The 23,437-nt window shown below is 42.1% G+C and carries 19 protein-coding genes; all 19 read right to left on the bottom strand.

Translation table 11 applies throughout. The annotated features are described in order from the left end of the window. The 19 genes from DI53_RS09420 to DI53_RS09330 all read right to left on the bottom strand — a co-directional run bounded on the left by DI53_RS09420 (position 1) and on the right by DI53_RS09330 (position 23,407). Positions 1-1,083 carry an acyltransferase family protein gene (locus DI53_RS09420; protein WP_037498128.1) on the bottom strand — a complete coding sequence of 361 codons (1,083 nt, stop codon included), beginning with the start codon at positions 1,081-1,083 and terminating at the stop codon, positions 1-3. A 60-nt stretch (positions 1,084-1,143) separates the two neighbouring features. Then, positions 1,144-2,406: a hypothetical protein gene (locus DI53_RS09415; protein WP_037498125.1), complete on the bottom strand. Its 1,263-nt coding sequence runs from the start codon at positions 2,404-2,406 to the stop codon at positions 1,144-1,146. Then, positions 2,403-3,194 carry a hypothetical protein gene (locus tag DI53_RS09410; RefSeq protein ID WP_037498122.1) on the bottom strand — a complete coding sequence of 264 codons (792 nt, stop codon included), beginning with the start codon at positions 3,192-3,194 and terminating at the stop codon, positions 2,403-2,405. The genes DI53_RS09415 and DI53_RS09410 overlap by 4 nt, the downstream gene beginning before the upstream one ends. A gap of 3 nt (positions 3,195-3,197) precedes the next feature. Continuing rightward, positions 3,198-4,448, bottom strand: coding sequence for a glycosyltransferase family 4 protein (locus tag DI53_RS09405; protein ID WP_037498118.1), 1,251 nt, complete (start codon positions 4,446-4,448; stop codon positions 3,198-3,200). Then, a complete protein-coding gene (locus tag DI53_RS09400; RefSeq protein ID WP_037498115.1) occupies positions 4,448-5,755 on the bottom strand; it encodes a lipopolysaccharide biosynthesis protein in 1,308 nt (435 codons plus the stop codon). Before DI53_RS09400 ends, DI53_RS09405 begins: the two co-directional genes overlap by 1 nt. 41 nt (positions 5,756-5,796) lie before the next feature. Continuing rightward, entirely contained in the window at positions 5,797-6,813 is a 1,017-nt protein-coding gene (locus DI53_RS09395; RefSeq protein WP_037498111.1) for a polysaccharide pyruvyl transferase family protein, read from the bottom strand. 39 nt (positions 6,814-6,852) lie between these two features. Continuing rightward, positions 6,853-7,482: an HAD family hydrolase gene (locus DI53_RS09390; RefSeq protein ID WP_071790475.1), complete on the bottom strand. Its 630-nt coding sequence runs from the start codon at positions 7,480-7,482 to the stop codon at positions 6,853-6,855. Next, positions 7,460-8,155, bottom strand: a complete 696-nt coding sequence (locus tag DI53_RS09385; RefSeq protein ID WP_037498105.1) for an acylneuraminate cytidylyltransferase family protein — start codon at positions 8,153-8,155, stop codon at positions 7,460-7,462. The genes DI53_RS09390 and DI53_RS09385 overlap by 23 nt, the downstream gene beginning before the upstream one ends. Beyond that, the gene (locus tag DI53_RS09380; protein ID WP_081939425.1) at positions 8,145-9,689 is read right to left on the bottom strand and encodes an aldolase catalytic domain-containing protein; all 1,545 of its coding nucleotides are present in this window, start codon (positions 9,687-9,689) and stop codon (positions 8,145-8,147) included. Before DI53_RS09380 ends, DI53_RS09385 begins: the two co-directional genes overlap by 11 nt. Before the next feature lie 58 nt (positions 9,690-9,747). Next, on the bottom strand, positions 9,748-10,863 hold the full coding sequence (gene gmd, locus DI53_RS09375) for a GDP-mannose 4,6-dehydratase (RefSeq protein WP_037498102.1): 1,116 nt from the start codon (positions 10,861-10,863) through the stop codon (positions 9,748-9,750). Positions 10,864-10,970: 107 nt separating this feature from the next. After that, on the bottom strand, positions 10,971-11,924 hold the full coding sequence (locus tag DI53_RS09370; RefSeq protein ID WP_037498099.1) for a GDP-L-fucose synthase family protein: 954 nt from the start codon (positions 11,922-11,924) through the stop codon (positions 10,971-10,973). A gap of 18 nt (positions 11,925-11,942) precedes the next feature. Further along, a complete protein-coding gene (locus DI53_RS09365; protein ID WP_037498096.1) occupies positions 11,943-14,315 on the bottom strand; it encodes an exopolysaccharide transport family protein in 2,373 nt (790 codons plus the stop codon). A 51-nt stretch (positions 14,316-14,366) separates the two neighbouring features. Further along, entirely contained in the window at positions 14,367-15,158 is a 792-nt protein-coding gene (locus DI53_RS09360) for a polysaccharide biosynthesis/export family protein (RefSeq protein WP_037498093.1), read from the bottom strand. Positions 15,159-15,204: 46 nt separating this feature from the next. Beyond that, a complete protein-coding gene (locus DI53_RS09355) occupies positions 15,205-15,948 on the bottom strand; it encodes a tyrosine-protein phosphatase (protein ID WP_052072274.1) in 744 nt (247 codons plus the stop codon). Between the two features lie 265 nt (positions 15,949-16,213). Next, positions 16,214-17,824, bottom strand: a complete 1,611-nt coding sequence (locus tag DI53_RS09350) for a hypothetical protein (protein WP_037498090.1) — start codon at positions 17,822-17,824, stop codon at positions 16,214-16,216. Between the two features lie 22 nt (positions 17,825-17,846). Then, positions 17,847-18,587, bottom strand: coding sequence for a hypothetical protein (locus tag DI53_RS09345; RefSeq protein ID WP_131555220.1), 741 nt, complete (start codon positions 18,585-18,587; stop codon positions 17,847-17,849). A gap of 49 nt (positions 18,588-18,636) precedes the next feature. Continuing rightward, positions 18,637-20,055, bottom strand: coding sequence for an exopolysaccharide biosynthesis polyprenyl glycosylphosphotransferase (locus DI53_RS09340; RefSeq protein WP_037498085.1), 1,419 nt, complete (start codon positions 20,053-20,055; stop codon positions 18,637-18,639). Between the two features lie 1,556 nt (positions 20,056-21,611). Continuing rightward, entirely contained in the window at positions 21,612-22,211 is a 600-nt protein-coding gene (locus DI53_RS09335) for a response regulator transcription factor (RefSeq protein ID WP_131555218.1), read from the bottom strand. A 230-nt stretch (positions 22,212-22,441) separates the two neighbouring features. After that, positions 22,442-23,407 (bottom strand): nucleotidyltransferase family protein, encoded by a 966-nt coding sequence (locus tag DI53_RS09330; RefSeq protein ID WP_052072269.1) that lies wholly within the window; start codon positions 23,405-23,407, stop codon positions 22,442-22,444. Between the last annotated feature and the right edge of the window lie 30 nt (positions 23,408-23,437).

The raw sequence follows: 23,437 nt of genomic DNA, 5'->3' as shown, positions 1-23,437 counted from the left end.
TTAAATGCGCCCCCCTGTTAGCAACCTATAGAAAGCAGGGACAATCTTTATTAAGTAAATGGCAACTATGGCTGCGAGAAGATAAAACAAGAGTGGAGAGAGTAAGTAAGAGAGTAGATAGCCAAATGATGTTTTCCCAACTCCAATCACAATTAGTTTTCGTACAATATTAATGGTGGGCTCATGATACAGATACACAAAAAATGTAAAAGCAGTTGCACGCAGAATCAGGGACTGCCCCGCTGGCACGTCTTGATGCTGGTTTACATAGTCATAAAACAACCAACAGCCAATGATCCCCAGTAAAATCACCACATTATCGCTGTAGAATGGTTGAAGCATGACTGTGGGATAGCAAAGTTCAACAACGCCGATGGCTAGAAATAAAAACATAATGAGCCAAGACCAGGATGTACGGAAGTAGTTGATATTAATTTTTTTAAATCCTATTAATCCGCCAAATGTAAACCATAGGAATGACGTAGAGATACTTTGTGGCAGATAGGGTAAATGAGTCTCTTTAAAAAGTAGAAAACCTAAAAGAGGAATTATAAACCAGCCCAAGTATCGCAATAGTAGGTAGATAATGGGGGAAATGAAAACCAGCAATATCAAATCTCGGAGATACCATAATTGAAATGCGAGTGGTGAGTCTCGTCCCTCATTCATCCAAAATACGCTTCTAAGAAACCTAAGCACATTGAAGTCATCTGCCAAATAATCTGGCGCGCCATTAAAGAACTTAGAGAGCGCGGGAACGAGGGCAAGTGAATAGGTTAAAACAAAGAATATACATGCGAAAACATAGGGTAAAAGCAGTGATTGGACCCGTTTCCTTTGATTCATAAAGACGGCAGCTATGTGCTCGTTAACCTTTAAAAAGAAGAGAAATCCAGATGTCACAAAGAAGAACGGAACAGCCATTCTTCCAATTTTACCACTGATGATGGTTTGAACGTAAAAATTAATATCCATCCCCTGTATTTCCTTCTGATGAAATCCGGAATGTATATACAGGACCAATAAGGTCGCTACAAAGGAAAATATCTTTAGTTTGTTGCTTAAATATCCGGTTATTTGCATAGCGACGACAAAAGAATGTGTGAAAATGAATAGGGGCGATATACAGACGTTACGTTCATCTTATTGTGTAGTTAACTGTAAACTCCTTGCAGATTTTTTGGCAACCATTTTACGCTGTCGCAAACATCCGAATATGATCAAAATAGGGAACAGGAAGATGAAAAAGCTTTCTAAACGGCCAAAGAATAATTGCATACCGTGCGAAAAGAACGCGTGCAACCAGGTGACTTGCCAAAAATACAACAAGAGGTAATAGGTCGAATAGGCCGAATACTTCCATATCCATCCATATATATATCCGACGGCGAAAAAGAATAAAAACGAGAAGACGGAAAAGGAGGCGAAGGCAGAAGCATATCCGGTCATGGTGGTCACACCATGTGTCCAGGTAGGGAGCTTCTGTGTATAACCGTTTTCATAGGTCAGCGCGTTTTTTATCTCCTCACCAACCAACCTTTTTGGGACAAAGTTATAAACGAAACCATTCCAAAGTTGCAAACCATAGTCATATTCCATGTTTTCCCAGCAGTAAGCTATACCTTTTGCAGCATTGGCGATATCCATCCCCAAAGTTTGCTCTGTACCATCCTCGGAAAAGGATTCGGTAAAGTTTTCATAAAAAGAATCGCCGAACGCTTCGCCATCTTTGATATAGTTCCGAATCATCGTGATACTTGCACTAAACACAGCGCCGAAAAGAAACATGCCTAGGGTGAAGTATTTCACCTTTTTGTTAAAAGCTTTATAGAAATTCAGGAAGAAGAGAATCGCAAGGCCTAACAGTAATGAATCTGACCGAGAGCCCTTAACCAAAAAAGCAAAGTTAAAGATAGTAGCAAAGGATAGTATCAACGCTAAGTATACGAAGGTATTGCGTTTATAATAAACGACGAGAATTAAGGAGGTAAAAAAGCTGAATTGCGCAAACGCTTTTAGAAACGCTCCGATAACAAAATCGGAATCATCATTCCTGTATATCAAAACACTGAGACAGCCTAAGACGGCAAAAAACAGGTTCAGGTAAACTAGCGTGTCCCCCATATTGAGCGTCGTGATGGATTTGGGGATTGCCTTGGATTTTCCACGTTCAAACCCGTAAGCGAAAGACGCGTTACCCGTTATCATGACGAACAGCAAAAGATATAGGAGTTCGTTGTCATACACTGGGCTCAAATAATACGTAGTGAGCTGCGGCAACAATACACCCAACGAGACACCAGCCATTAAAAAAGGTGCCTGAAAAGTGCCATTCTTTAGCCTGAAATAGCGAACTATGAAAAATAAATTCAATAGTACATAAATCCAAATCAGTATTGCGCTCATCTTTTATTTAAAATACTTAAACGTTCTCGCTCAAACATATCTAACAAGCCTCCCTGTGTTAGGTTAACCAGGCGGATATTTCTCCTTTTATATAAACTTGACATTTTATTGAGGTCGGCGAAGTGTCTGGAAAACATATACAGATCCCGCACATACTCTTTGCTAGTCTTCGTCAGATTTTCCTCATTCTTCCCGTAAAAATGACTATTAGAGACATTCAACATTTCCAGCGGTAGGCCATTGGCATCGAAGCCGGTGAAATAAATTGTTTTGTAATCTTGACTGGCCAGAAAGTCAAAGCAATTTCCCGAAACGCCCACACAATAGCATTTTTTAAAATCAGGTATCCAGTGTATTTTTGTATTGTTATCTATAAACCGCTTAAATTCGGGGCGAAATGCCCAAGTAACCGGCAACACGATGGTGATATCAGGTACCATAGCTATGATGTCATCAATCCAAGTCAACGACCACTCGCCGGTCAGCATTTTAGGATCCACGAACACATGATATTTCGGCTTTACACGGGCGAAATCCGGATGCATAAATCCTCTATTGACGAATACTAAATCCACATTATCGCGAATTTGTGTAATATCTTGTTCTTTGAGCGAAGGACCGTTTAAAATGACTAATGCTTCTCGTCCTTGCCCCGCTTTAGGCATCTTATCCATCCGTTTAAGCACATTTTGCACTTTAGGATTTAGCGAAGCTTTTACGCCCAACGCCCAATCAATACCGGAACAAATCCGAGCATCCTTTTTTATCATGTATTCCCAAAACCCCATTTGCTACTGATTTATTTCTAAAATATTATTGATTTTACCGACAAGCTGTTGGTAATATTTTTCCCATGTATATTCTTCTTCTACAGTTTTTCGAGCCGCTTTAGACATTGCCGGAATTTTATCTCTATTGGCTCTAAACCAATCAATACCGTCTTTCAGTTGCCCGAGATTATTGTAATCATACACGATCCCATTCTCGTAGTTGATTACTGCATCATTGCCGCCTGATAGGTTGGACGTCAATACAGGTGTGCCGGTGGCTAACGCTTCTAAAATTACCAACGCTAACCCTTCTCCCAGCGAGGGAAGGATAAAGACATCGGCCTGCTTAAATTTTTCGGCGATACGGTCGCGCGTGACAAAGCCTAAAAATTTGATGTTTTCACAGTCCCGGTATTTTTCCGGTGTGTCTTCAAAAGCAACGACCCCGCCCGCAATTTCCAGAATAACCTCCTGCGCATTGTACATGGAGACGAGCTCACAAAGGTGGTGGATCCCTTTCCTATGCATCACACCGCCTACGAAAAGTAATCTTAAGGGTTCAGCAGCAGATTTCTGTGGCTTTTCATGATATGAAAAATCGCGCACCGATACGCCGTATGGCACTTTTATTAATTTCGATAGGGGTACATCGGCTGCAATCAAACTTCGCTTTACCACCTCGGAAGGAACAAGATAAAAATCGCAATACCGGAAATCATCACTGACATTCTGCATATGCTCTTTATTCCAAAGACTAGCCTCCTGCAGATAAAACTTATCATGCCCATATAGCTTCATATCTTCTTCAAAGATCTCCTTCATATACAAGCGCGATGAGATGGTGACATCCATAATTACCTTAGTATTTGGAGATTTTTTCTTTATTTTATCGATGTATTTTTTTCCCACACCATCGTATAGAATAACTGCATCAGGCTTTTGCTTGATGACGTAATTCGCTACGTTTCTTCCGAAATAATCCATCACGAAAGCGTCGATATTAATCTTTTTAAATCGCCTTAAAAAGATGCGCAACAAACCGAAAAATTCGCCGATTAGCAACACAGAATCGTCTTCCAACTCTGCCGAACGCCGCGTGCCTGCCTTATTCAATGTAGCCCCTTTTAGCACTTTTTTTACTTTCCCTGTTAACGAACTTTGCTTGTCGTAAACCGTAGTGATATATTTTGCTAACAAACCAGCTCTCTTCAGGGCTACCGCCGTGTGAAAAGAATGCTGTTTTGATACGTGGGCTATGATAATTCTTTTCATTATGTAAATTCTAGTTTGGCACCATCTATTAATAAAAAGCTTTTTGGTAGGATATATGCTGCCATACAAACTTCAAACAACAAACTCCCGAGAGCAGCTCCCTGTAGTCCCCAAAATTTAGCACCAAAGTAGGTGAATCCTATCGCGAGTACGGAGAATATCAACCCTGCAAATGATAATTGATAAGGCTTATTTGTTGCTCTGAAGACGACAGCCGAGGTCCACCATATCGCGTTGAAGCCTGTAGCGGCGATAAAGAAATACCACATGGTATACGACGGCTGGAGCGCATTATCCGTCCATAGGTTATATATAGGCAAACCAAATGCGGACATAAAAAGCACACCGAGCACCGCAAGGATAGCCGTGATTTTCATTGAGCCCATTAGAATTCCTTTTGCTTTCGGTAAGTTTCCAGCACCAATTTCATATTGTAACTCTGGAAAAATACTGGCATTTACTATACTGTAAACCTGGTTTACCGATCTGGACAATGTGCGCACGGTGTTGAAGATGGCTACAGACTCCGGGCCTAGCGCGATCCGAACGACAAAGGTGGTACCTTGAAACAAAACCGCTTGCCATAAGGGCGACATCATATACCCTAAGCCTTTTGCTAAAATAGCTTTGGCGTAAACGGCATTGTAGGTCGCTTTAAACTCCTTTCGTAGGCTCAAGATTTTATTGGCGATGAAAGCATAAAAAACGTTGTAGAGCAGCGCAATCACAAACTGACTAATTGCATAAACCACGACGCCATAGCCAAGCATAAGCACCGTAAGCCCTACTCCAATATTCAGTAAGCTGTTCACCGTATTCAGATTGATGCCTAACACCGCTTTCCGTGCGGCTCTGAACCGGGCTTCAAAAAGCTCCATGTAAAAGGTCAACACCTTGGACAGGATCATAAAAGCTAAGGCTGTCAACGCTTCATTTTGCGGAATAAGCGAGTTTTTTAACCAGTTGAAATGATAGGCTACCGCAATGCCGATAGACCCTAATAGTATGGCCACGAGAATGACAGCAGAAACAACCAAAAAGCCTGTATAACCCATGTTTCTTGCTTCCTGCCGTTCGCCCGCCGCATATTTTAAGACAAATCCATTGGCTGCAGCAGAGCCCATGCCTAAATCGGTAAATGCTAAAACGGATGGAACTATAGTTAACGTCAACCATTCACCGTAATATGCTGCTCCCCATTGGGAAATAAAAAATGGCACAAGGAAAAGTTGCTCCAATATCTTGACGCCCTTTTGACCGGCTGTGGATATGCCATTTTTAATGATATTTCTTTTTGTTAGTGACAAGGTTTCTGTGTTTAAGCTTGTATGTCGTTAACGGTTGTCTCTTAGATGTACTGTTTGATTTTGTCTTCGAGCTTCAATTTCTCTTCCGCAATTTTATCCATATTTGGATACATAATGCCTTTGTTTGATTTATAGTCGAATCCTAATCGATCAAAAATGACAGCGCGTGGTGTATCGAAAAGGAACCGAGCTGGCTTATTGCACGCTAAAGAGGTAGCACAGGCATGAACACGGTCTGAAACAACAAACTCGGCCGACTTAATTACCTCCAAGTATGTAATAGGGTTGAAACTCATAAAGCTATTGGGCATAGCGAAATTGATATGGTTGAATTTCGTATTTAAGTTCTGAATAAGTCGAACAATTTGGTGTCCGCCGACCTCCGCCTGCTGCGGCAACGTATAGTTTAAATGACGGGCATACTTGAAGGGTAAACCCCATTTATTCTTCCTATGTTTCACTTCCAGATTTTCAACAGTCAACGCGTTTGATCCGTCCACATTGAAATCGGGTTCATTTTCCATATAAAAAGAACTGACGAAAAATGGTTTGTCCATTTTGAATGTATCCAATTCCAAGGTCAAATCAACCAAGAAAGCGGTGCAAATTCCGTCGTATGCATTTGGTACAGCATCTTTAAAAATATTGTACGTGAATGAATCCCTAGAGGAAAAGAAAACTGGCGGATATTTTTTTAAAAAGTCTTTTGCATCTTCCAAGGTTTGTTTGGTCGACGCCTCGTTAGCGCCTGAAACGCTTATAAACGCATATTGCTTCCCTGATTCTACAATCTTTTTGATCTTGGTTCCGTAGTCTGCAATCAGCGATTTCAGCATCGGTCCCGAAAAAACATGCAAATCAGCATCCTGCCATTCTAAAAGATTCAGTGCATTACTTAATTGTTTTTCCGAACGAATTCTGAACGATCGTTTTATGGGGCCCTCACCCATGATTACTTTGCTATCTGGGTAGAGCTTTTTTAAAAGAAAATACAGGGAGTATTGATACCAACCATCTCCGACATTGTTCCAAGTCGAATTTTCTACTAAAATCTTCATTTTTATTATTTTTAAAAATATTTAAACTTCCTGTTCAGCCTAAACTAAGCTATTAAAGCTCGTTACGTAGCTTCCTAATTCGTGCAGATGTACATTATTATACCCTGTAAAATCAATAGCATTATGCTGCGCCGCCTCGTGATCATTTACGGAATCGCCGATCAATACCACTTCTGCATTATTGTAATTGTTGTCCAACAAAACCTGCCGCACCAAATCCTTTTTTGGCGTAGGCGATCCATGAATGGAGCGGAAAAATTTATCAAGCCCCAATTGCGCGCATATATAGTTTAACTCGCGGCCGTCGGATCCCGAGACCACGTGCATGTTGTAGGTTTGGTAATTATCCTGGATAAACTGAACGGAATCTTGGATTAACAGATCGTTGTTAATAAGTAGGGACAACATCACTTCTGAAAACTTGCCTGCCAGCCGCAATACCTCATCATCAGTAATAGACTCTCCGCGGATATTTTCAAAAAAATACCGGAATTTCACGTAACGGGAGAGTCCGCCATTATGCTGATGGAAGGCAATGAGCTCGTCAACCTGCTCTTGTGGGTATTCTTTCAGCACCTCTTTAAATCCCAGATCGCGAATAGGCATGGAATCCATTATTACGCCATCGAAATCCCAAAGAATAACGTTATACTTTTTGAACATGTCCATACATTAATTCAGCAACTTTAAAATCCTCTTCCCAGTCCACATCGAAAGACTCCATCTTATCCATCTCAAAAAGGAAAGGTTTTGCACCAAGTCTATTGCCTTCTTGTTGATAGATTTGTTTGCTCGTGATGAACATGACGTGGTTTATTTCATATAATGTTTGCAGATCTTGCGTGCGTGGCCAGGGTATTGGCGTGGTATTGTTAACAACCTTACCTTGCTCGTCCAACAGAAAATTTCTAAATTTCTCTACACTGACCAATGAATCGAAACCTTGCTGCAACCCATCCAGGTAATTTGTCACGCCGCGATCGTATACCGAAGCATCGGCAAAGGGCGTGGTGACATGCCCCCAGATAATATGATCTCCTGTGACGACACTAGGCACGTAGGCTATTAAATCGCTCAAATTTGTCGTATCCAGACAAAGGTGATCTGGCCGATTATCGATAACAAGCTTCTCCAAATTTCCCTGCATGGAAGTGGCGATATCTATACAGATTTCATCATTTGTGGAAAGTACAATTTCGTGCACCGTTTCCATTTGCAGAAGCTGTTCCAGTTTGTGGCGTAATAAGCCACCATCCTTGCCCGCAAATGGGCGGGTATTTTTATCGATCACACGCTGGCTTCCTTTGCGCGTGGGCAAGAAAAAGCTTACTTTATTTGTCATATATCATGCTATAAACAGAGTTCATGGGGATATCATAGCGCGTTGGCGTGATGGCTTGTACCTGCTTGTTGCTATATTCCAAGAAACGATTAAATAAAAACTCGTTCTCTGCAGTCAGTTGACGTTCTTTTTCCGCAATTGGAAAATCGTTATAGCCATCGTAGCCTACTAAATAAATCTCCTCTGCTCCCAAATCATGTGTGATTTGCAGCGCCAGGGCAGTATGTGAATCTTGATATTTATCGGTGAAGGTTACACTCTCTAATTCGAAGCTATTGTTCTTGACACAGCTAGGCACATAGGTACCCATCTTGCGCGGGAATGGTGGCAAAATGGTCTGCCCAGCGAAATTGCCCAAATCATCAAATACTTTTTCCATCCGATGACCTTCATTACCCACCAAACAAAAGATTTGCTCGTTTTCAAGGTCTTGATAGGCCAAGGCATTTTTGGAGCTCGCGTGAACGATAGTCACATCTTTGTCGTTGCGGATAAATTCCCTGACAGCGTCAACATGTTCGTATGCACCTTTCCCACCGCCGATAACGACCACACGTTTTGTGGATCCTTGTGGTTTGAAAACAGGAAGTTGTTCATTGTCTTTTACCTTCTCTTTTTGGTTTTGAAGCGCTTGAATAATACTGTTAAATGAGTAAAAACGAGTGGTTACCCAATCCATGACATCTTTTTGCGGCAAAGAATTCCCGCCGGAGATCATGTAAGGCAGATTCGTTCCCCAATTGTATTTTTCATGCAATCCGGAAAATGCGTCGACAACGTCGCCCAAGGCGTTAAAGTTCAAATCAAGACCGTGCTGGCTATTTAAAGCCGTCAAAAAGAGTTCTGTTTTTAAATTGCCGGCGCCGCGTCCCATGCCCAAAATGGTGGAGTCAATAATTTCAACACCTTCCTCCATGGCTGTCAGGCTATTGATCAAGGCCAATTCCAAATTATTGTGCCCATGAAAACCTAACTTAACATCTACTTTAGATCGTACTAAAGCGATGGTTTCTTTGACATCGGCCGGAAACACACCGCCATAAGAGTCGACCATGTAAAAATAATCCGCCACCCCATTGACATGTACTAAGTTGTTTAAGAAATCATCATATTGTTTCCACTTTGACATGTACATCACATTAAATCCTACTTCGAAACCGTAAGTTTTAATCGCTTCGGCCAATTTCACGGCACGTAAAAGCTGTTGAGGATCCAGCGCGATACGTACCATCGACACGATACCCTGAATAGGTTTCAGCAACTCGTCCAAATCCTCTACGCGAACATCCTTTTCATTTAATATGATAACAAGCTTTTTCTGCGTATTGGATTTGATATAGGCCAGTTCGTAAACAGGCATGTAAAAGTACTTTCCTAAGTAACCATCTATAGGTTTACTTCTGTAGCCTACTTCTAAGTAATCTATAGGTAAGTTGTTCGTATGCTTTATGTATTTATCGACAACCTCTTTACTAAAATCCCAATTGGTATAGTAACCTCCGTCACGTAATGTACAGTCTAATATCTTTATCATGGGGAATAATATTAAGTGTTAAAATATTGTTATACCACGTATCGCGGCAAATGCATTTTTAACCGACAATATGCTCCCATTGAGCATTATACGATTCTTTCTTTACCAACTCCAAGTCTGAAGCGACCATTTCCTTCACAAGGCCAGCCAGATCGTATTGTGGCTCCCAGCCCAATTGTGTTTTGGATTTTGTAGGATCGCCCAATAGGAGATCTACCTCTGTAGGACGGTAGTATGTGGGGTCTATTTTCACAATGGTTTTACCGATTTCTAACTGATAGCTTGGATTGGCACACGCTACAACCGTAGCGATTTCGTTTTCCGCTTCGCCTTCAAAAGCTAGTTCGACACCTACTTCCTCAAAAGCGATTCTAACAAAGTCACGAACGGATGTCGTTACACCCGTTGCAATGACATAATCTTCGGCGACATCTTGCTGTAGGATTCTCCACATCGCTTCTACATAATCTTTTGCATGACCCCAGTCGCGTAGGGAATTCAGGTTACCCAGATATAAACACTCTTGTTTGCCTAAAGCGATCGCTGCTGCTGCCATAGTGATCTTACGGGTGACGAACGTCTCGCCCCGGCGCGGTGATTCGTGGTTAAACAATACCCCATTGCAGGCATACATATTGTATGCTTCGCGGTAGTTTTTCGTTATCCAAAAACCGTAAATCTTAGCGACACCGTATGGAGAGCGTGGGTAGAATGGTGAGTTCTCATCATAAAAGCCCTTTTCATTTTTATTTTCTGGCAAACCACCGTACAACTCCGAAGTTGAAGCTTGGTAGATACGGGTCTTTTTCTCCAGACCAAGGATTCGAACAGCTTCCAAAATCCTTAAGGTGCCGATACCGTCTACGTTGGCTACGTACTCCGGCGAGTCGAAAGATACTTTTACATGCGACATCGCACCTAAATTGTAAATCTCGTCCGGTTGCACTTCCTGAATAATCCGGATCAGGTTTGTAGAGTCTGTCAAATCGCCATAGTGCAATTTGAACCGTACATGCTGTTCGTGTTGATCGATATATAGATGGTCGATACGTTGCGTATTAAAGGAAGATGCTCTACGCTTGATACCATGTACCATGTACCCCTTTTCTAACAATAACTCTGCTAAATAAGAACCATCTTGTCCTGTGATTCCGGTGATTAGTGCTGATTTCATTTTTTCGTATTTTAGTATGAAGTAGTTCGTATGTAGTACTTAGATACTTCCTCTTTGGATTTTAGTCAATTCTCGCGTCACTACACTCCTCGCAATGACGCGCTATATTATAGTTTTACTTCCTTGTAGTTTTGTTGGTTTTCAAGAAACCAAGCGTAGGTTTTTTCTATCCCTTCTTTAAGGGCAACTTTGTGGCTCCAACCCAGTGCATGCATCTTCGAGATGTCCATTAGTTTGCGTGGGGTACCATCCGGCTTACTGCTGTCCCAAATGATTTCGCCTTCGTGGCCAACGGCCTTTTGGATAACTTCAGCCAGTTCTTTGATCCTTAAGTCAACCCCTGTTCCCACATTATACAAATAATCAGGCAACACATTATTTAGGGCAAATACCACAGCCTCAGCCAGGTCATCGACAAATAAAAACTCGCGCATTGGCGTACCAGAACCCCAAAGTGTCACCGGTACATGACCGTTTTCTTTGGCCTCGTGAAACTTACGCATCATCGCTGGAAGCACGTGGGATGTTTGCAGATCAAAGTTGTCATAGGTGCCGTAAAGATTGGTCGGCATTAAGCTTACATAATCTTTATCAAATTGCTTGCGAATAGCTTCACAGGCTTTCACGCCCGTTATCTTTGCAATAGCATACCATTCGTTGGTAGGTTCTAAGGTATCTGTTAATAGGTACTCTTCCTTTAATGGTTGAGGTGCAAATTTTGGATAGATACAGGATGAACCTAGAAAAATAAATTTTTGTACGTCCGTTTTTAAAGAAGCGTCGATCAGATTGTTCTGAATCTGCATGTTCTCCATCAAAAATTGATAAGGGAAATTGTTGTTTGCTAAAATACCGCCTACACGAGCCGCCGCATCAATAACAACCTCCGGTTTCTCCTCCTCAAAAAAGGCTGTTACCGCAGCTTGATTACGCAAATCCAATTCGGATGATGTGCGGACAAGCAAATTGCTGTACCCCTTTTCCTCCAGATTTCTTTTGATGGCACCGCCAACCATGCCCCGATGGCCAGCGATAAAAATCTTTGTTTCTTTATTTAACATGGTATCTAAGTAAAATCGTTACTTTTTCCAAAATTGCCAGCGCTTCTTACGTTTGCCTTCCTGGCCATAGTCGCCATAGCCGTAGCCATAACCATAGCCATAACCGTAACCACTGTAATAGCCGCCTTTCTTCTGTACATCATTCACGACCAGCTGAATAGGTTGTATTTTATTTTGCTGAACCAAATCGTTAGGGATGCGCAGTTGCTCCTTATACGTAAAGCCTTGACGCACCAAATACAAACAGCAATCTGCATAACGCGCAAGAAGTTGTGCGTCGGTCACCATTCCAACGGGTGGCGCATCCATTAAAATATAATCGTAGCGCTGATTAAGCTCTTGCATAAGGTCTTGCGTGCGGCTATGCACCAATAGCTCCGCTGGATTAGGCGGAATGGCACCTGCTTGGATAAGATCTACGTTTTCATGCGCTCCAGATGGCATAATAATTTCCTCCAAACGCATGTCCGAGCGGACGATGTAATGTGAAAAACCTTTTCCTGCCGGCAGTCCAAGTTTCGCTGTGATCGACGGTTTTCTTAAGTCGAGTTCCATAATCAGCACCTTCTTATCCAGCAGTGCAAGGGTAACAGCGAGATTTAGGGCTACGTAAGATTTTCCCTCTCCCGACATAGAGGAAGTGAATAATATGGTTTTCCCTCCATTGAGCGCAAACTCCAAGTTGGTCCGCATAGCGCGAAACTGCTCGGTGATTGGTGAGCGCGATGTTTTCGTGACAACAATTTGCTCAGCTTCGTCTGAATGGGATATAGTTCCCAATATGGGTAGCTGGTTGTACAGTTTTACATCATCAAGATTGCGCACCCGTACATTCAATAAATCTTTCAGCCATATGATCAATGCAGGAAGCAGCAAGCCAAAAAGTATGCCTAGCCCATACATAATTTTTGTCTTTGGTTCGAAAGGCATTGTATCTGCCTTTGGCGAATCAATGATCTTTGAATTCGATACATTGGCTGTTCTGCTGATAGCCGTCTCCTCCCATTTTTCTTGGAGGAAGATATATTGTGCTTGCTTGATTTGTTGTAAGCGGGCTAAATCAATAAACCCACGTTCGATAGTCGGAACGCGCTGAATTTGTGAGGTAACGCGATTGGAGAGTTGCACCTGATTTTGTTTTGCAAGCTCCAGCTGTCTTCGAGACGAAGCCACGTTCGCAATCATATCATTCCGTAAACCGGCGATTTGATTGGTAACGTTAATTACCAAGGGGTTGTCTTCCGTATTAGCTAACAAAAGGCGCTCACGCTGCAAAACAAGTTCGTTGTATTTCGATGTCAGCGCAGCAAATGTACCATCTTGTGCTAGTACTGATGAGGGCACCACGCGCGGATTACGCGTATCTGCAAGATAGGAACTAATAGCATCGAGGGCAGAAAGTTGCGTTTCTGCTTCCGCGATACTTTTGGTATAACCTGATGAGTTTTCGAGTAAAATACGACTCTGCTCCCCAATATCTGACAGCTGCGTATTTCTTTTGTATCCAGAAATTCGATCTTCCACGCCGGCAAGTTCATTGGTAATTCGGGTTAGCCGAGCGTTGATAAACGACAATGTAGAATCAGCCACGACATTTTTGTCGTGGAGATTGCGCTCTACATATTTGTCAATTAAGGTTTTCAACAATTTCTCCCCCCGGGAAGGAATTTGATGAACCATCGTTAAATCTATCGTTGAAACGTTTTTATTGGTGACAAAAACATTTAACGATGCCTTCAGCGCTGCCACGGCCGATTTCACCGGAAGGATATGAATCAAGTAAGCATCTTGATTAGCCACGTTCGCAAGCGACGGCGTGATCCGCATTTTGCCTACGCCATCCAAACTGAAAACTGAATTTAGGGCAATCTCTGTGGTACGCTCGCCTTGTGATAACTGCACTTTTTCACCTTCTAAGTCACTCACTTTTATTTCTACTGCTGACTTAATAGAATCAGGATCGCTTAACAATTCAACGTTGTAGGGTGTTTGTATAACAGGCACATTATGTATGCTCCCTACATGCGAATAACTGATATATGATGTTTCCGCCAACACGACTTCGCGCATCAAATCCCCTGTTTTTAGGATTTCCACTTCGTTGTCTACGGAAGATTTTGTGTTCATCAATCCTGACAGTTCGCCCAAAGCGGAGCTGGACAGGTCACCACCTTTTTGATCGTCAGATACGATAAGTTTTGCACGCACATTATAAGATGGAACGCTGTAGCGTGCTTTCGCGAAAGCCAGAGCAAATCCAAGCAAACCACACAATACAAACCAGTGCCAGTTCGCAGATACTTTTCCAACGAAAATATGGAGCTTTTTGTTATCTGATTTTTGGTTCTCAGATCCTACTTCGTCTTCCCAATCAATTTTAGTATTCTTCATAAATTTTCTTAAGATGCAACGTGTTGCAATAGATAAAAGCCTATGCTAGTGTTAAAAAAATCTTGTTAAAACAAGCGTGACTATTGTCGCGAGAGAGGTTACCAACGCAAACATCTGCGTTCTGGAAGCATTGTTCATCTCTGATCTTGCTTTACCAGGTTCTACGTAGATGACGTCATTTTGCTTTAAATAGAAATATGGTGATTGAAAGAGTTTCGAATCATTGAGGTTTAATCGTACCAACTCCTTCTCACCGCCTTTTTCCCGTATCAATAGTACATTTTCACGCTTCCCGTAAATCGTTAAATCTCCGGCTAGGCCAATAGCATCCAGTACGGATACTTTTTCATTCGGGACAGTGTATGCAGCAGGCCGGGCAACCTCGCCGAGTACGGTTATTTTATAATTTGCAAAACGAACGTGTACAGTTGGCTCTTTATAGAACTGACGCGCTTGTTCCAGAATACGCTCTCTTGCTTGATACGTTGTCAAACCAGCAACCTGCACAGATCCGATCATTGGAATTTGGATGCTCCCGTTTTTATCTACTAAAAATCCGGTAATCTGTTGCACTGATGTGCCATTTGCAGCACTTTCGCTCACCGCTTGATTAGCTACGGCAGCTGTTGTCGGATCAATAGTTTGAATCGTAACGCTCAAGATGTCGTCAAACTGAATAACCGGTTCTGTAAAAGCAGCAGCTTGCTTGGTGATTCGAGCGGAATCTACCGGCAAATCCTGAAAGTAAGGAATGTTTTTAACGGCGCAACTGTTCAAAAAAAGTAAGGCAATAAAGCCATACCATAAGGGGTAGTACTTCTTGGGATTGGGATTTTTTTTCATGTTAATAATTCTTGTATTGTAGTAGTAGTCGTAAGTTAGAGTTTAGCTATGTCGTGCAATGAATCAGCGTCTGATTTTTAAGGCTGCACTTCTTGAAATAGGATTTGATACTTTCTTTTTTTAAGCCACGCTCAAGCATGTACACATGCCTTTCATGATGCGCATCCGTTCCTACGAAATCAATAAGTCCTCGATCCAAGAGGTACTTTGCAACCTTTTTTTCCCGCGATCCATAATAGCCAAAAACAGACAAAACGTTCAGCTGCAAAAGGCAGCCTAAATCTTTGTAACGCTCTATGGCTTTAGGATTTTCGTGATAAAATACATAACGCTCAGGATGCGCCAAGATTGGCCGGTATCCTTTAATCTGTAAATCGAATATGACTTTTTCAATGTTTTTACTCTCTTGAATGTAAGACATCTCAATCAATACATGCTTGCCGGGCAATGTCAGGAGCGTCTCTTCTTCCCTTTCTAAACGACGTTCGAAATGACCATCGACCATATATTCAGCAGCATAACCCGCTAAGCCATCAGATGCATAGCGTTGCTGCAGATTGGTGTAAGCTCCACTTACGCTACTATGCGTGTTTGGATACATATCCTGATAGATGTGCGGGGTAAAATAGAAAGTGCTTAAACCTAGCGCGGAAAGACGGCTTAACAAACCCGAACTATCTTCCGCCGTTTTGCAACCATCATCAATACCCGGCAAAATATGCGAATGCATATCCACCTCCAGCCATTCTAGCGTATTGGTTTTTGGGTTTCGGTTGAAGATATTAAACATGTTCGTTCTTGTTACAAGCGAGGACACGATTGACGCGACTTCGAATTTAAATTTTATTACGACCGATACGATCGCTTACGTTATCTATAGCGAGCTTTTTACAGGGACATGCCTAGCTCAGTATGACATTTTTTGATTGTATTCCCGTGTTTCTTGCCGATCGTAAGAAATATCCGGCAGGAGCGACCTGCCGGGATATTCCCCTACAATTACAAGTTTAACACTTGAGATCTTGCTTGCTCTCTCGAGCATTTTTTATATTGTACTATAATCCGTTACACTCCTCGGTCAAGATAGCCAAGTTTGTAGCGCCTGCTTTTTCGCCAATGATATCGCCAGGCTGCACACCGACAGTGGCTATATTGCTTTCTACAACGGTTTTACCCGCAACGACTTTGGTTCTGTTTTTCCATGTTGCACGGAAATCATAACGTGTACCATCTGCCTTTAAAAGTGTTGTTGATAAGAAACCGTTATTCACTTCACCCAGGTACGACCAGCGTGATGTTCCGGTTACACGGTATTCCATCTGGAAGGTTGGTAACAACGTGATCGGGGTAGTGTTATTCGGACAACGAACATATAACTGTAAGGTTACGAAGGTGCCCGGAGGATTAGGAATTGCAATCTGCGTTGTCGTACCACATGCAGCCAGTGGTCCTTGTGCGACAACGGCTCCTACTGTATTACGCACGACCACCGTTACATCGCTAGCTGGCAAGTTTTCCAATGCAATAGTTTGGTTGCCTTGGCTTACCGAGAATGTCCGTGTGCTAATCACTTGTCCATGGTGCAATGCCTCTACGGTAACCGGATAGGTGAAGCCCTGTGTGATCCACTCGCCCGTGAATGTAACTTCACTGACAGCCGCACAAGATTTTATAAACTCACCACCTACAAAGGTTGTTAGGTGATCTGTTGCAAAACTCAGGCTGTAACCTGAAGCCGCAGAACCTGTTACCATAGCCGTTTGCTGGTATGTCCATACAGGATCCGATGGCGAGAAGCTATACGATACAAGCTGTGTGTTTGGCGTTAGGGCGGCACCAGTGCTCAGTTGAAAATCTGGGCTAACATCCATCGTTATTTGTATCGGTTGACTAAATTGACGAACGGCTACGCCGCCTACATTCATATCGATGGTCGTTGCCGCCGCAGGGTTGAATGTTCCTGAACTGGTAGAACCGTCTGGACCAATTACGCCTTCCGCCTGTAAGCTTCCGCCAGGGAATAAGGCTAGCGCATCTTCACTCAACGCATCAAAACCGAGGGTGTTTACAGTTAATGTACCACCTTGAATAACATTACCATTCGCATCCAAAAACTGTGTGCCTGCTGGGATAGCAATACTGACCTCGACTCCCGAAGCATTATCGGACGCGCCTACGGTAACGGCAGTGGTCGTTGCGCCATTTGCGCCCAAAGCAACGGTTTGTGTATTTGAAGCAACACCGTCCGGAAGATTCATTGGTCTTACTAAACGGACCGCCTGTATACCGTTATTTATATTGCTGATGGCTACAGTTACAATTTGGGTGGTATAGCCTGCCGCTGCAATCTCGACTTGGAAAGTCACCGGTGCACCGGGCATTACTTCGCGGTTTGGATTTACACCAAACGCTACAAACCCATTTGCCAGCTGGAAGGTCTTTCTTCCTTCGAGGTTGTAGATATCATCCATATCCCCACCGATTAAACGAATGGTTGCGTTGCTGATATCTGAACCATCTGCTCCTGCTACCTGAAGAACAGCCGAATGTCTAATTACCTCTGTACTAATTTGCAGATTGAAGTCCTTTAATGGACTCTCACATGATGCCACTCCTCCTAATAGAGCAAACGCCATGGTATATATCGCTAATTTCTTGAATTTCATAATCACAATAATTTAAATAGACCTACCAAAATCTGTAGCTGAAACCAATTTCTACGCGTGGTAAATAGCGGTAGTTTTCAATGTTTTTTTGAATAGTAGCCGCGTTGTTTACGTTTTCTTCCAGTAGACCTGTTGCTTGCATAGTCACGGTTGGTTTTGACAGGTAGTATGCGCCCAAATCAATGCTCACAGAAAAACGACTATCTAAGACGATGTTGCTCCAGCCAATACCTGCGTAGGGATTTACTGTTTCTTTCCAATTAACGTTTGTCGTAATGGTTCCCACCCGATTAGGGTCTACCACGATATCACCGTACTGATAGCCTTCGGACAAGCGTGTTTCCAATTTTCCGTTTAGATCGAAGAAATATGCGCCCCCCACCTGTATGTTAAAACTGCGGAAGAAGCCACGATTTTGCGAAAAAGGCGCCCAACCAGCCATCAGGGATACGTTGCTAGCCTTCGCTGATACGCTGGAACGAAGATCCCGGTTGCTGTAGTTACCGGTAATTCGTGTGTTAAATGGCATAAATGATCCACCCAAACGTAGGCCGAAATGGGTTCCCAAAGGCTGGTAAATATGCAAGCCAACGCCCGTTGTTCCCACGTGCACCCCCAGTGCAAATGGATTCGGATAGCCATGCTCGTAAGCCGACTCCGGGATACTGTCTCGCTCTCCTTCCGAAGCTACCGCCATACTGGAAGCAGCAAACGTCAGAAAGCTTATCAGCATCATAGCGAAATAAGTAAATCTGTTTTTCATAGGTATTTCTAAATAGGTATTTAATGTATTTGGATTTTTAATCTGCATGTTAATACGCGTTCTTCTCCCCTTTAACCATGTTAATCGCGGTCATACACACGATCTTAAAGTCAAGCATCGCTGACCAATTGCTCATGTATTCAATGTCAAACTCAACGCGTTTTGCCATCAATTCCGGCTCTTTCGTTTCTCCCCGATAACCGTTAACCTGTGCCCAGCCCGTAATACCTGGCTTCACAAACTGACGCACCATGTAATGTTGAATAAGCTGGCTGTAGTGCTCCGTGTGCGATAGCATATGTGGGCGTGGCCCCACAACACTCATCTGACCCAAGAAAACATTGATAAATTGTGGAAACTCATCCAAATTTGTTTTGCGTAAAAAAGCACCTATTGGAGTAATGCGTTTATCACCTTTTGTCGCCTGCTTGTTTCCCGAATCTTTATTAATCACCATACTGCGAAACTTATAACAGCCGAATGATTTATTATTTCTTCCCGAGCGCGGCTGCTTAAAGAAAATAGGTCCAGGACTCTGAATCTTAATGATTATACCGATAATCGGTATTAACCAACTTAAAATAAAAATGATCACCATACTGGAGATAAAAAGATCGACTAACCGTTTTTTTATCCTGTTTTCCATCGTAGACAAGGACTCGTCATGCGAACGCAGTACTGGAAGCTGCATCGTCACCGGCGCGGCCGTGGCCGACCCATAATTGATACTCGCCGTAACAGCCGGAACAAAGTTTAACTGTAAGCATTGATGATCGGCAGCCATAATCAACTCGGTACTTAAACTGCTCATATCAGGCGTGCTAACGAGGAAAACGTCGTGTATTCCTAATTTGGAAACTTCTTCAAAGTAGCGTTTAAATTGTGCCACCTTCTCCTCTTTGGTTGCTGTTTCCAAGCCATCATGGTATTGGATGGTATCCACACTGTAGAAAGGGTTGCTTTGCGAAAAATTGCCGGCAAAAGGTGCCAAATGCGTGTTATGACCGATTAAAGCCACACGCTTGCTCCATTTCAACCGTCTAGGCAATACAGTATACACATAGGTCAATAAAAACCGGGAGAGCGCGGCGTAGAAAAAAACACTAGCCCATACGGCACCTAGAAAATAGTAAACGCCTGAAAATGCGTGCCCAATAAGGGTGCAGCCGGTAAAGATGATCAATAGCGTAACCACACTACGAACAGTCATTCGGAAGACACCTTCCAAACGCTCTATGGTGCTGTCCGCATAAAGCTTAAAAAACATCGCTGATACAACAGCAATTAGATTGAACATCATCCACAGTGAGAAGTAATTACTACTCATTACCTCCGTTGCGTCTACCAGGCTATAGGCAGTTACCAAAGAAAAGGCAACTACAAAAGCAATATTCAAACATACTGCGTCGGTCATGACAAGCAATATCTTTAAAAAAGCTAATACGCGGTTCTGGACATATCTATGCATATTCTACAAGATTAATTATGTTTTTTCGAGGGTTTACGAATACAATAAAATTACAAAGAGAAAGTAAGTCCTATAAATAAACCAATAGTCGTAAAGGTTAATGAATAGGCAAAACGGTACACGGTAAGCATTTCGTAATGCGAACATAAACAAATCAAAAACGCACAGCTATAGTTAACACTAAGTTAACATTAGACATTTAATTTTTGATCGGCTGTCGAAACGGCCACGCTTGAAATGGAACTCTCTGTTTTTTTAGTTTGTAAGTTTAGTAAACACTAATTTTCATTAAAATTTTCATAAGTACAGCTTTTCACAATAATAATAGTTTAGATCGATGCTTTTGCCGTACACTACCCATGGAATTTAATCCACTCGGTGTTAATCTTTAAATTGTAGACCCAAATATAGCCATATTTTGTAAACATTATGCTATATTATCACTAATTTTATATTAAATCTATATTATTAATGTAAAAACTGCATTTCAGACCAAGAAAAGAAGATTAAATTCTTTAATAATTTCATGTATTGTAACAATCGGCTGCAAATTTCGGCTTGCGATCGTTTCCCTTGGCTTTTGTTTGCTTTTCATTTGCACACTCTTTTTCACTGATTAAAAAGAGCTGGTAGTATTATGGCCACAAAAATAGAATTTTTCAAACACTCTTCAACAATAAAATTCAAATTTTTTTTAACAAACCGGCGGATGTTTATGAGCCGAAATACCCTAGAAGGCTTTATTTAAAGGGCTAGCATAAATAAACGCACATAGAAATTAACGGACTAAAGATGAATAAAATACGAAAAACTAGACTAAAGTATAGGTGACATCAGGGGCTAGTTAGCCTACTTCAATAGGAAAAGTCTCATTGATTTAGTCATAGTAATATACGACATAATACGTTAGGGTACAATACAAACGTTACAACATATTATAACAAAGATCACCTTTTAGTCAATTATAATTGCTAAATTTGAAGCATCGTTTCTCTCCCCGGGAAACATAATTTTCATAAGCAGTGAAAGGGTCGCGAAAGCGACCCTTTTATATTTAATAAGCGCCCCCCATATCAAAAAAATAATCTCTTAAAGCATGCTCTAAAACGAGACCTTCGCAGCCATCCATTCTAGACAGCTATGAAAAATCAGCAGTAGGCCGTATGACTGGCAGGATTGGTATTCGAACAGGAGTTGTTCTGCTGCACGAGCTAATTCGATACAGTTGAACTGTACTCTTTGTGGCGATATCTGATAAGCAGCCATTATTTGTGCACTATCATTTCGGATAGATCTCTGTTACACATAGGATCCACTGTAAAATTTTTGGTAGCTAATTTAGCCAGCCGCTGCATTCTATCGAGACTTTAGTGCGCAGCTGTACTAGCCATCATGCAAATCTGGAAGCAGGCGGCGATGTATATCGACAGAAATCCAACTAAGAACTATGGTACGTATTTGCGATCAAAGATAGAAGAAGTCGGTATTGCTAAATTAGCGACTCGGATTTAGGTTAAAGATCGGGTTTTAGATCTTTTGATTTGTGAAAGGAATATTTAATTTATTTTTTGACGATGTGTGCTGTGGAGCTTCTGGAATATACCTCGTACCAAGGTTTTTATATGCCTACTCTCGGCCTTTTGTTCTTCCGCTACACGCCGTTGGCAAGCACCTTCACTTACCATTTCCAGCAGATTTATTTCGGTATCAGACAATATATGGAGAGCCTCAGGAGCCTGCAAACCGCGCCCACTAAAATAGCGCAACATGAGCCGGGCAAGCTCAGGATTGAGCCAGTAATTATCCTGCATGTGGAAAGACAGCTTTTGCTCCATAATGGGGAGCGGCAGTTGCTCTGGCATAAAAGCAGTCGCTCCAAAACATAGCCCTTGAAAGATTGATTTTTTCTGATCCAATGGTGCAAGTAATACAATTTTAGTAGCTATGGACCGGCTCTGCAGTTCGTTGAGCAATATTTGCACAGCTTCTTGAGCCGGCTTTAAGCCACACAATACGACATCGTATTTATTCCTCCCCAGGATATTCTTGAAATCACGAACACTGCTAACGGAAGTAATGGGATCAAATGCGGCTGACTTCTGGAAATGATCTGATAGCCGCTGCCGATATGCAGGCCGACTATCAATTAGAGCCATTTTGCTCGTATTTAGATTAATCATTGTTCTTCGGTAGGTGATAGCCAAAATTAGCTCACCGTATCGGAAGTTTTCCCACCCAAAAGGGTGGGATTGAAAATAAGTTTGATGTGTAGCTACGCTCTGAGTGGATAACGCGAAAATTTACAAAATGAGCCCCTAAGCCTGTGCAACCTGTAATAGACAACCCATTACAAGATAAAAGGCAAGTTTTGTATGCCGTAAAAAGATTATTGTTCTAAATACAATGCGGCATTTACTTTATTCACTTGAGGATATAAGTTGATAGGATAGACACCTAATGAAACGAGATCAAGGATGCTTTGGCGAACCTGCTCTTTATCTTCCTTATATGTTACCCCAAACCATTGCGAAGACGTAGGAAGCACTTTAAACTTTGCGAGCCCCATTTTTGCCATATAATCAGGAATGGAAGGGATAAAGAATTCTGCTTTTGGATTGTGCTTATTATTTTGCACAAAATCTGGAAATAGTGAACGGGCTACATCAATAATCTTAGGTGTAAAACCCCAAAAGTTCATTGATACTAATGTACCTTCAGGAATAGTATATTCGCGTTCGTTCTCTTTGTATACTATCGCTTCGCGATCTGCATCTGCACCGCGGTAAATATTGGTTCGTTCCGTCACACTTTCCATGTAGCCCGCATCGTTAATAGCACATACGCCGCGCGAGACATAACCATGATCAGAAAGGGTGTTGCCAATCTGAAAACCGACTAAAGCCATTTCCTCGTCGTTGGCGGCTGTTGTCAGGAAATCATACATCTTCTGAAAAGCGTCGTAGCCATAGAAGTCATCAGCATTAATAACGCAAAATGGTCGGTTGATTTCGCTTTCGGCGCTCATCACCGCATGAGCTGTTCCCCAAGGCTTCTCACGCCCCACGACTGTATCGATCCCAAACTTCTTTAAATCGAAATTCTGGAAAGCATAAGCTACCTCAATTTTGCCCCGAAGTTTATTGTCGAAGTTTTTCTTCATTACCGGCAGAAACTCTTCGCGGATAACGAAAACAACTTTACCAAATCCTGCTCGTATCGCATCATGTATGGAATAGTCAATAATTGTCTCTTCATTTGGTCCGAAACCATCTACCTGTTTTGCTGACCCGTAGCGGCTAGCCATGCCTGCGGCGAGGATAACCAATATAGGGCTATGATGTGGGTTATTCATGCTGGGGAATTTCTATTACTGTAAATTTGT

The sequence above is a fragment of the Sphingobacterium deserti genome, assembly GCF_000757725.1.
Taxonomy (GTDB): Bacteria; Bacteroidota; Bacteroidia; order Sphingobacteriales; family Sphingobacteriaceae; genus Sphingobacterium; species Sphingobacterium deserti.
This window is presented reverse-complemented; position numbering and strand designations above follow the sequence as displayed.

Excerpts from the sequence above, each read along its gene's own strand:
- DI53_RS09420 (WP_037498128.1), bottom strand. The coding sequence starts at position 1,083 with ATGCAAATAACCGGATATTTAAGCAACAAACTAAAGATATTTTCCTTT.
- DI53_RS09385 (WP_037498105.1), bottom strand. The coding sequence starts at position 8,155 with ATGACAAATAAAGTAAGCTTTTTCTTGCCCACGCGCAAAGGAAGCCAG.
- DI53_RS09330 (WP_052072269.1), bottom strand. The coding sequence starts at position 23,407 with ATGAATAACCCACATCATAGCCCTATATTGGTTATCCTCGCCGCAGGC.
- DI53_RS09335 (WP_131555218.1), bottom strand. The coding sequence starts at position 22,211 with ATGGCTCTAATTGATAGTCGGCCTGCATATCGGCAGCGGCTATCAGAT.
- DI53_RS09355 (WP_052072274.1), bottom strand. The coding sequence starts at position 15,948 with ATGTTTAATATCTTCAACCGAAACCCAAAAACCAATACGCTAGAATGG.
- DI53_RS09405 (WP_037498118.1), bottom strand. The coding sequence starts at position 4,448 with ATGAAAAGAATTATCATAGCCCACGTATCAAAACAGCATTCTTTTCAC.
- DI53_RS09365 (WP_037498096.1), bottom strand. The coding sequence starts at position 14,315 with ATGAAGAATACTAAAATTGATTGGGAAGACGAAGTAGGATCTGAGAAC.
- DI53_RS09380 (WP_081939425.1), bottom strand. The coding sequence starts at position 9,689 with ATGATAAAGATATTAGACTGTACATTACGTGACGGAGGTTACTATACC.
- DI53_RS09360 (WP_037498093.1), bottom strand. The coding sequence starts at position 15,158 with ATGAAAAAAAATCCCAATCCCAAGAAGTACTACCCCTTATGGTATGGC.
- DI53_RS09370 (WP_037498099.1), bottom strand. The coding sequence starts at position 11,924 with ATGTTAAATAAAGAAACAAAGATTTTTATCGCTGGCCATCGGGGCATG.
- DI53_RS09415 (WP_037498125.1), bottom strand. The coding sequence starts at position 2,406 with ATGAGCGCAATACTGATTTGGATTTATGTACTATTGAATTTATTTTTC.
- gmd (WP_037498102.1), bottom strand. The coding sequence starts at position 10,863 with ATGAAATCAGCACTAATCACCGGAATCACAGGACAAGATGGTTCTTAT.
- DI53_RS09345 (WP_131555220.1), bottom strand. The coding sequence starts at position 18,587 with ATGAAAAACAGATTTACTTATTTCGCTATGATGCTGATAAGCTTTCTG.
- DI53_RS09340 (WP_037498085.1), bottom strand. The coding sequence starts at position 20,055 with ATGCATAGATATGTCCAGAACCGCGTATTAGCTTTTTTAAAGATATTG.
- DI53_RS09390 (WP_071790475.1), bottom strand. The coding sequence starts at position 7,482 with ATGGACATGTTCAAAAAGTATAACGTTATTCTTTGGGATTTCGATGGC.
- DI53_RS09350 (WP_037498090.1), bottom strand. The coding sequence starts at position 17,824 with ATGAAATTCAAGAAATTAGCGATATATACCATGGCGTTTGCTCTATTA.
- DI53_RS09395 (WP_037498111.1), bottom strand. The coding sequence starts at position 6,813 with ATGAAGATTTTAGTAGAAAATTCGACTTGGAACAATGTCGGAGATGGT.
- DI53_RS09410 (WP_037498122.1), bottom strand. The coding sequence starts at position 3,194 with ATGGGGTTTTGGGAATACATGATAAAAAAGGATGCTCGGATTTGTTCC.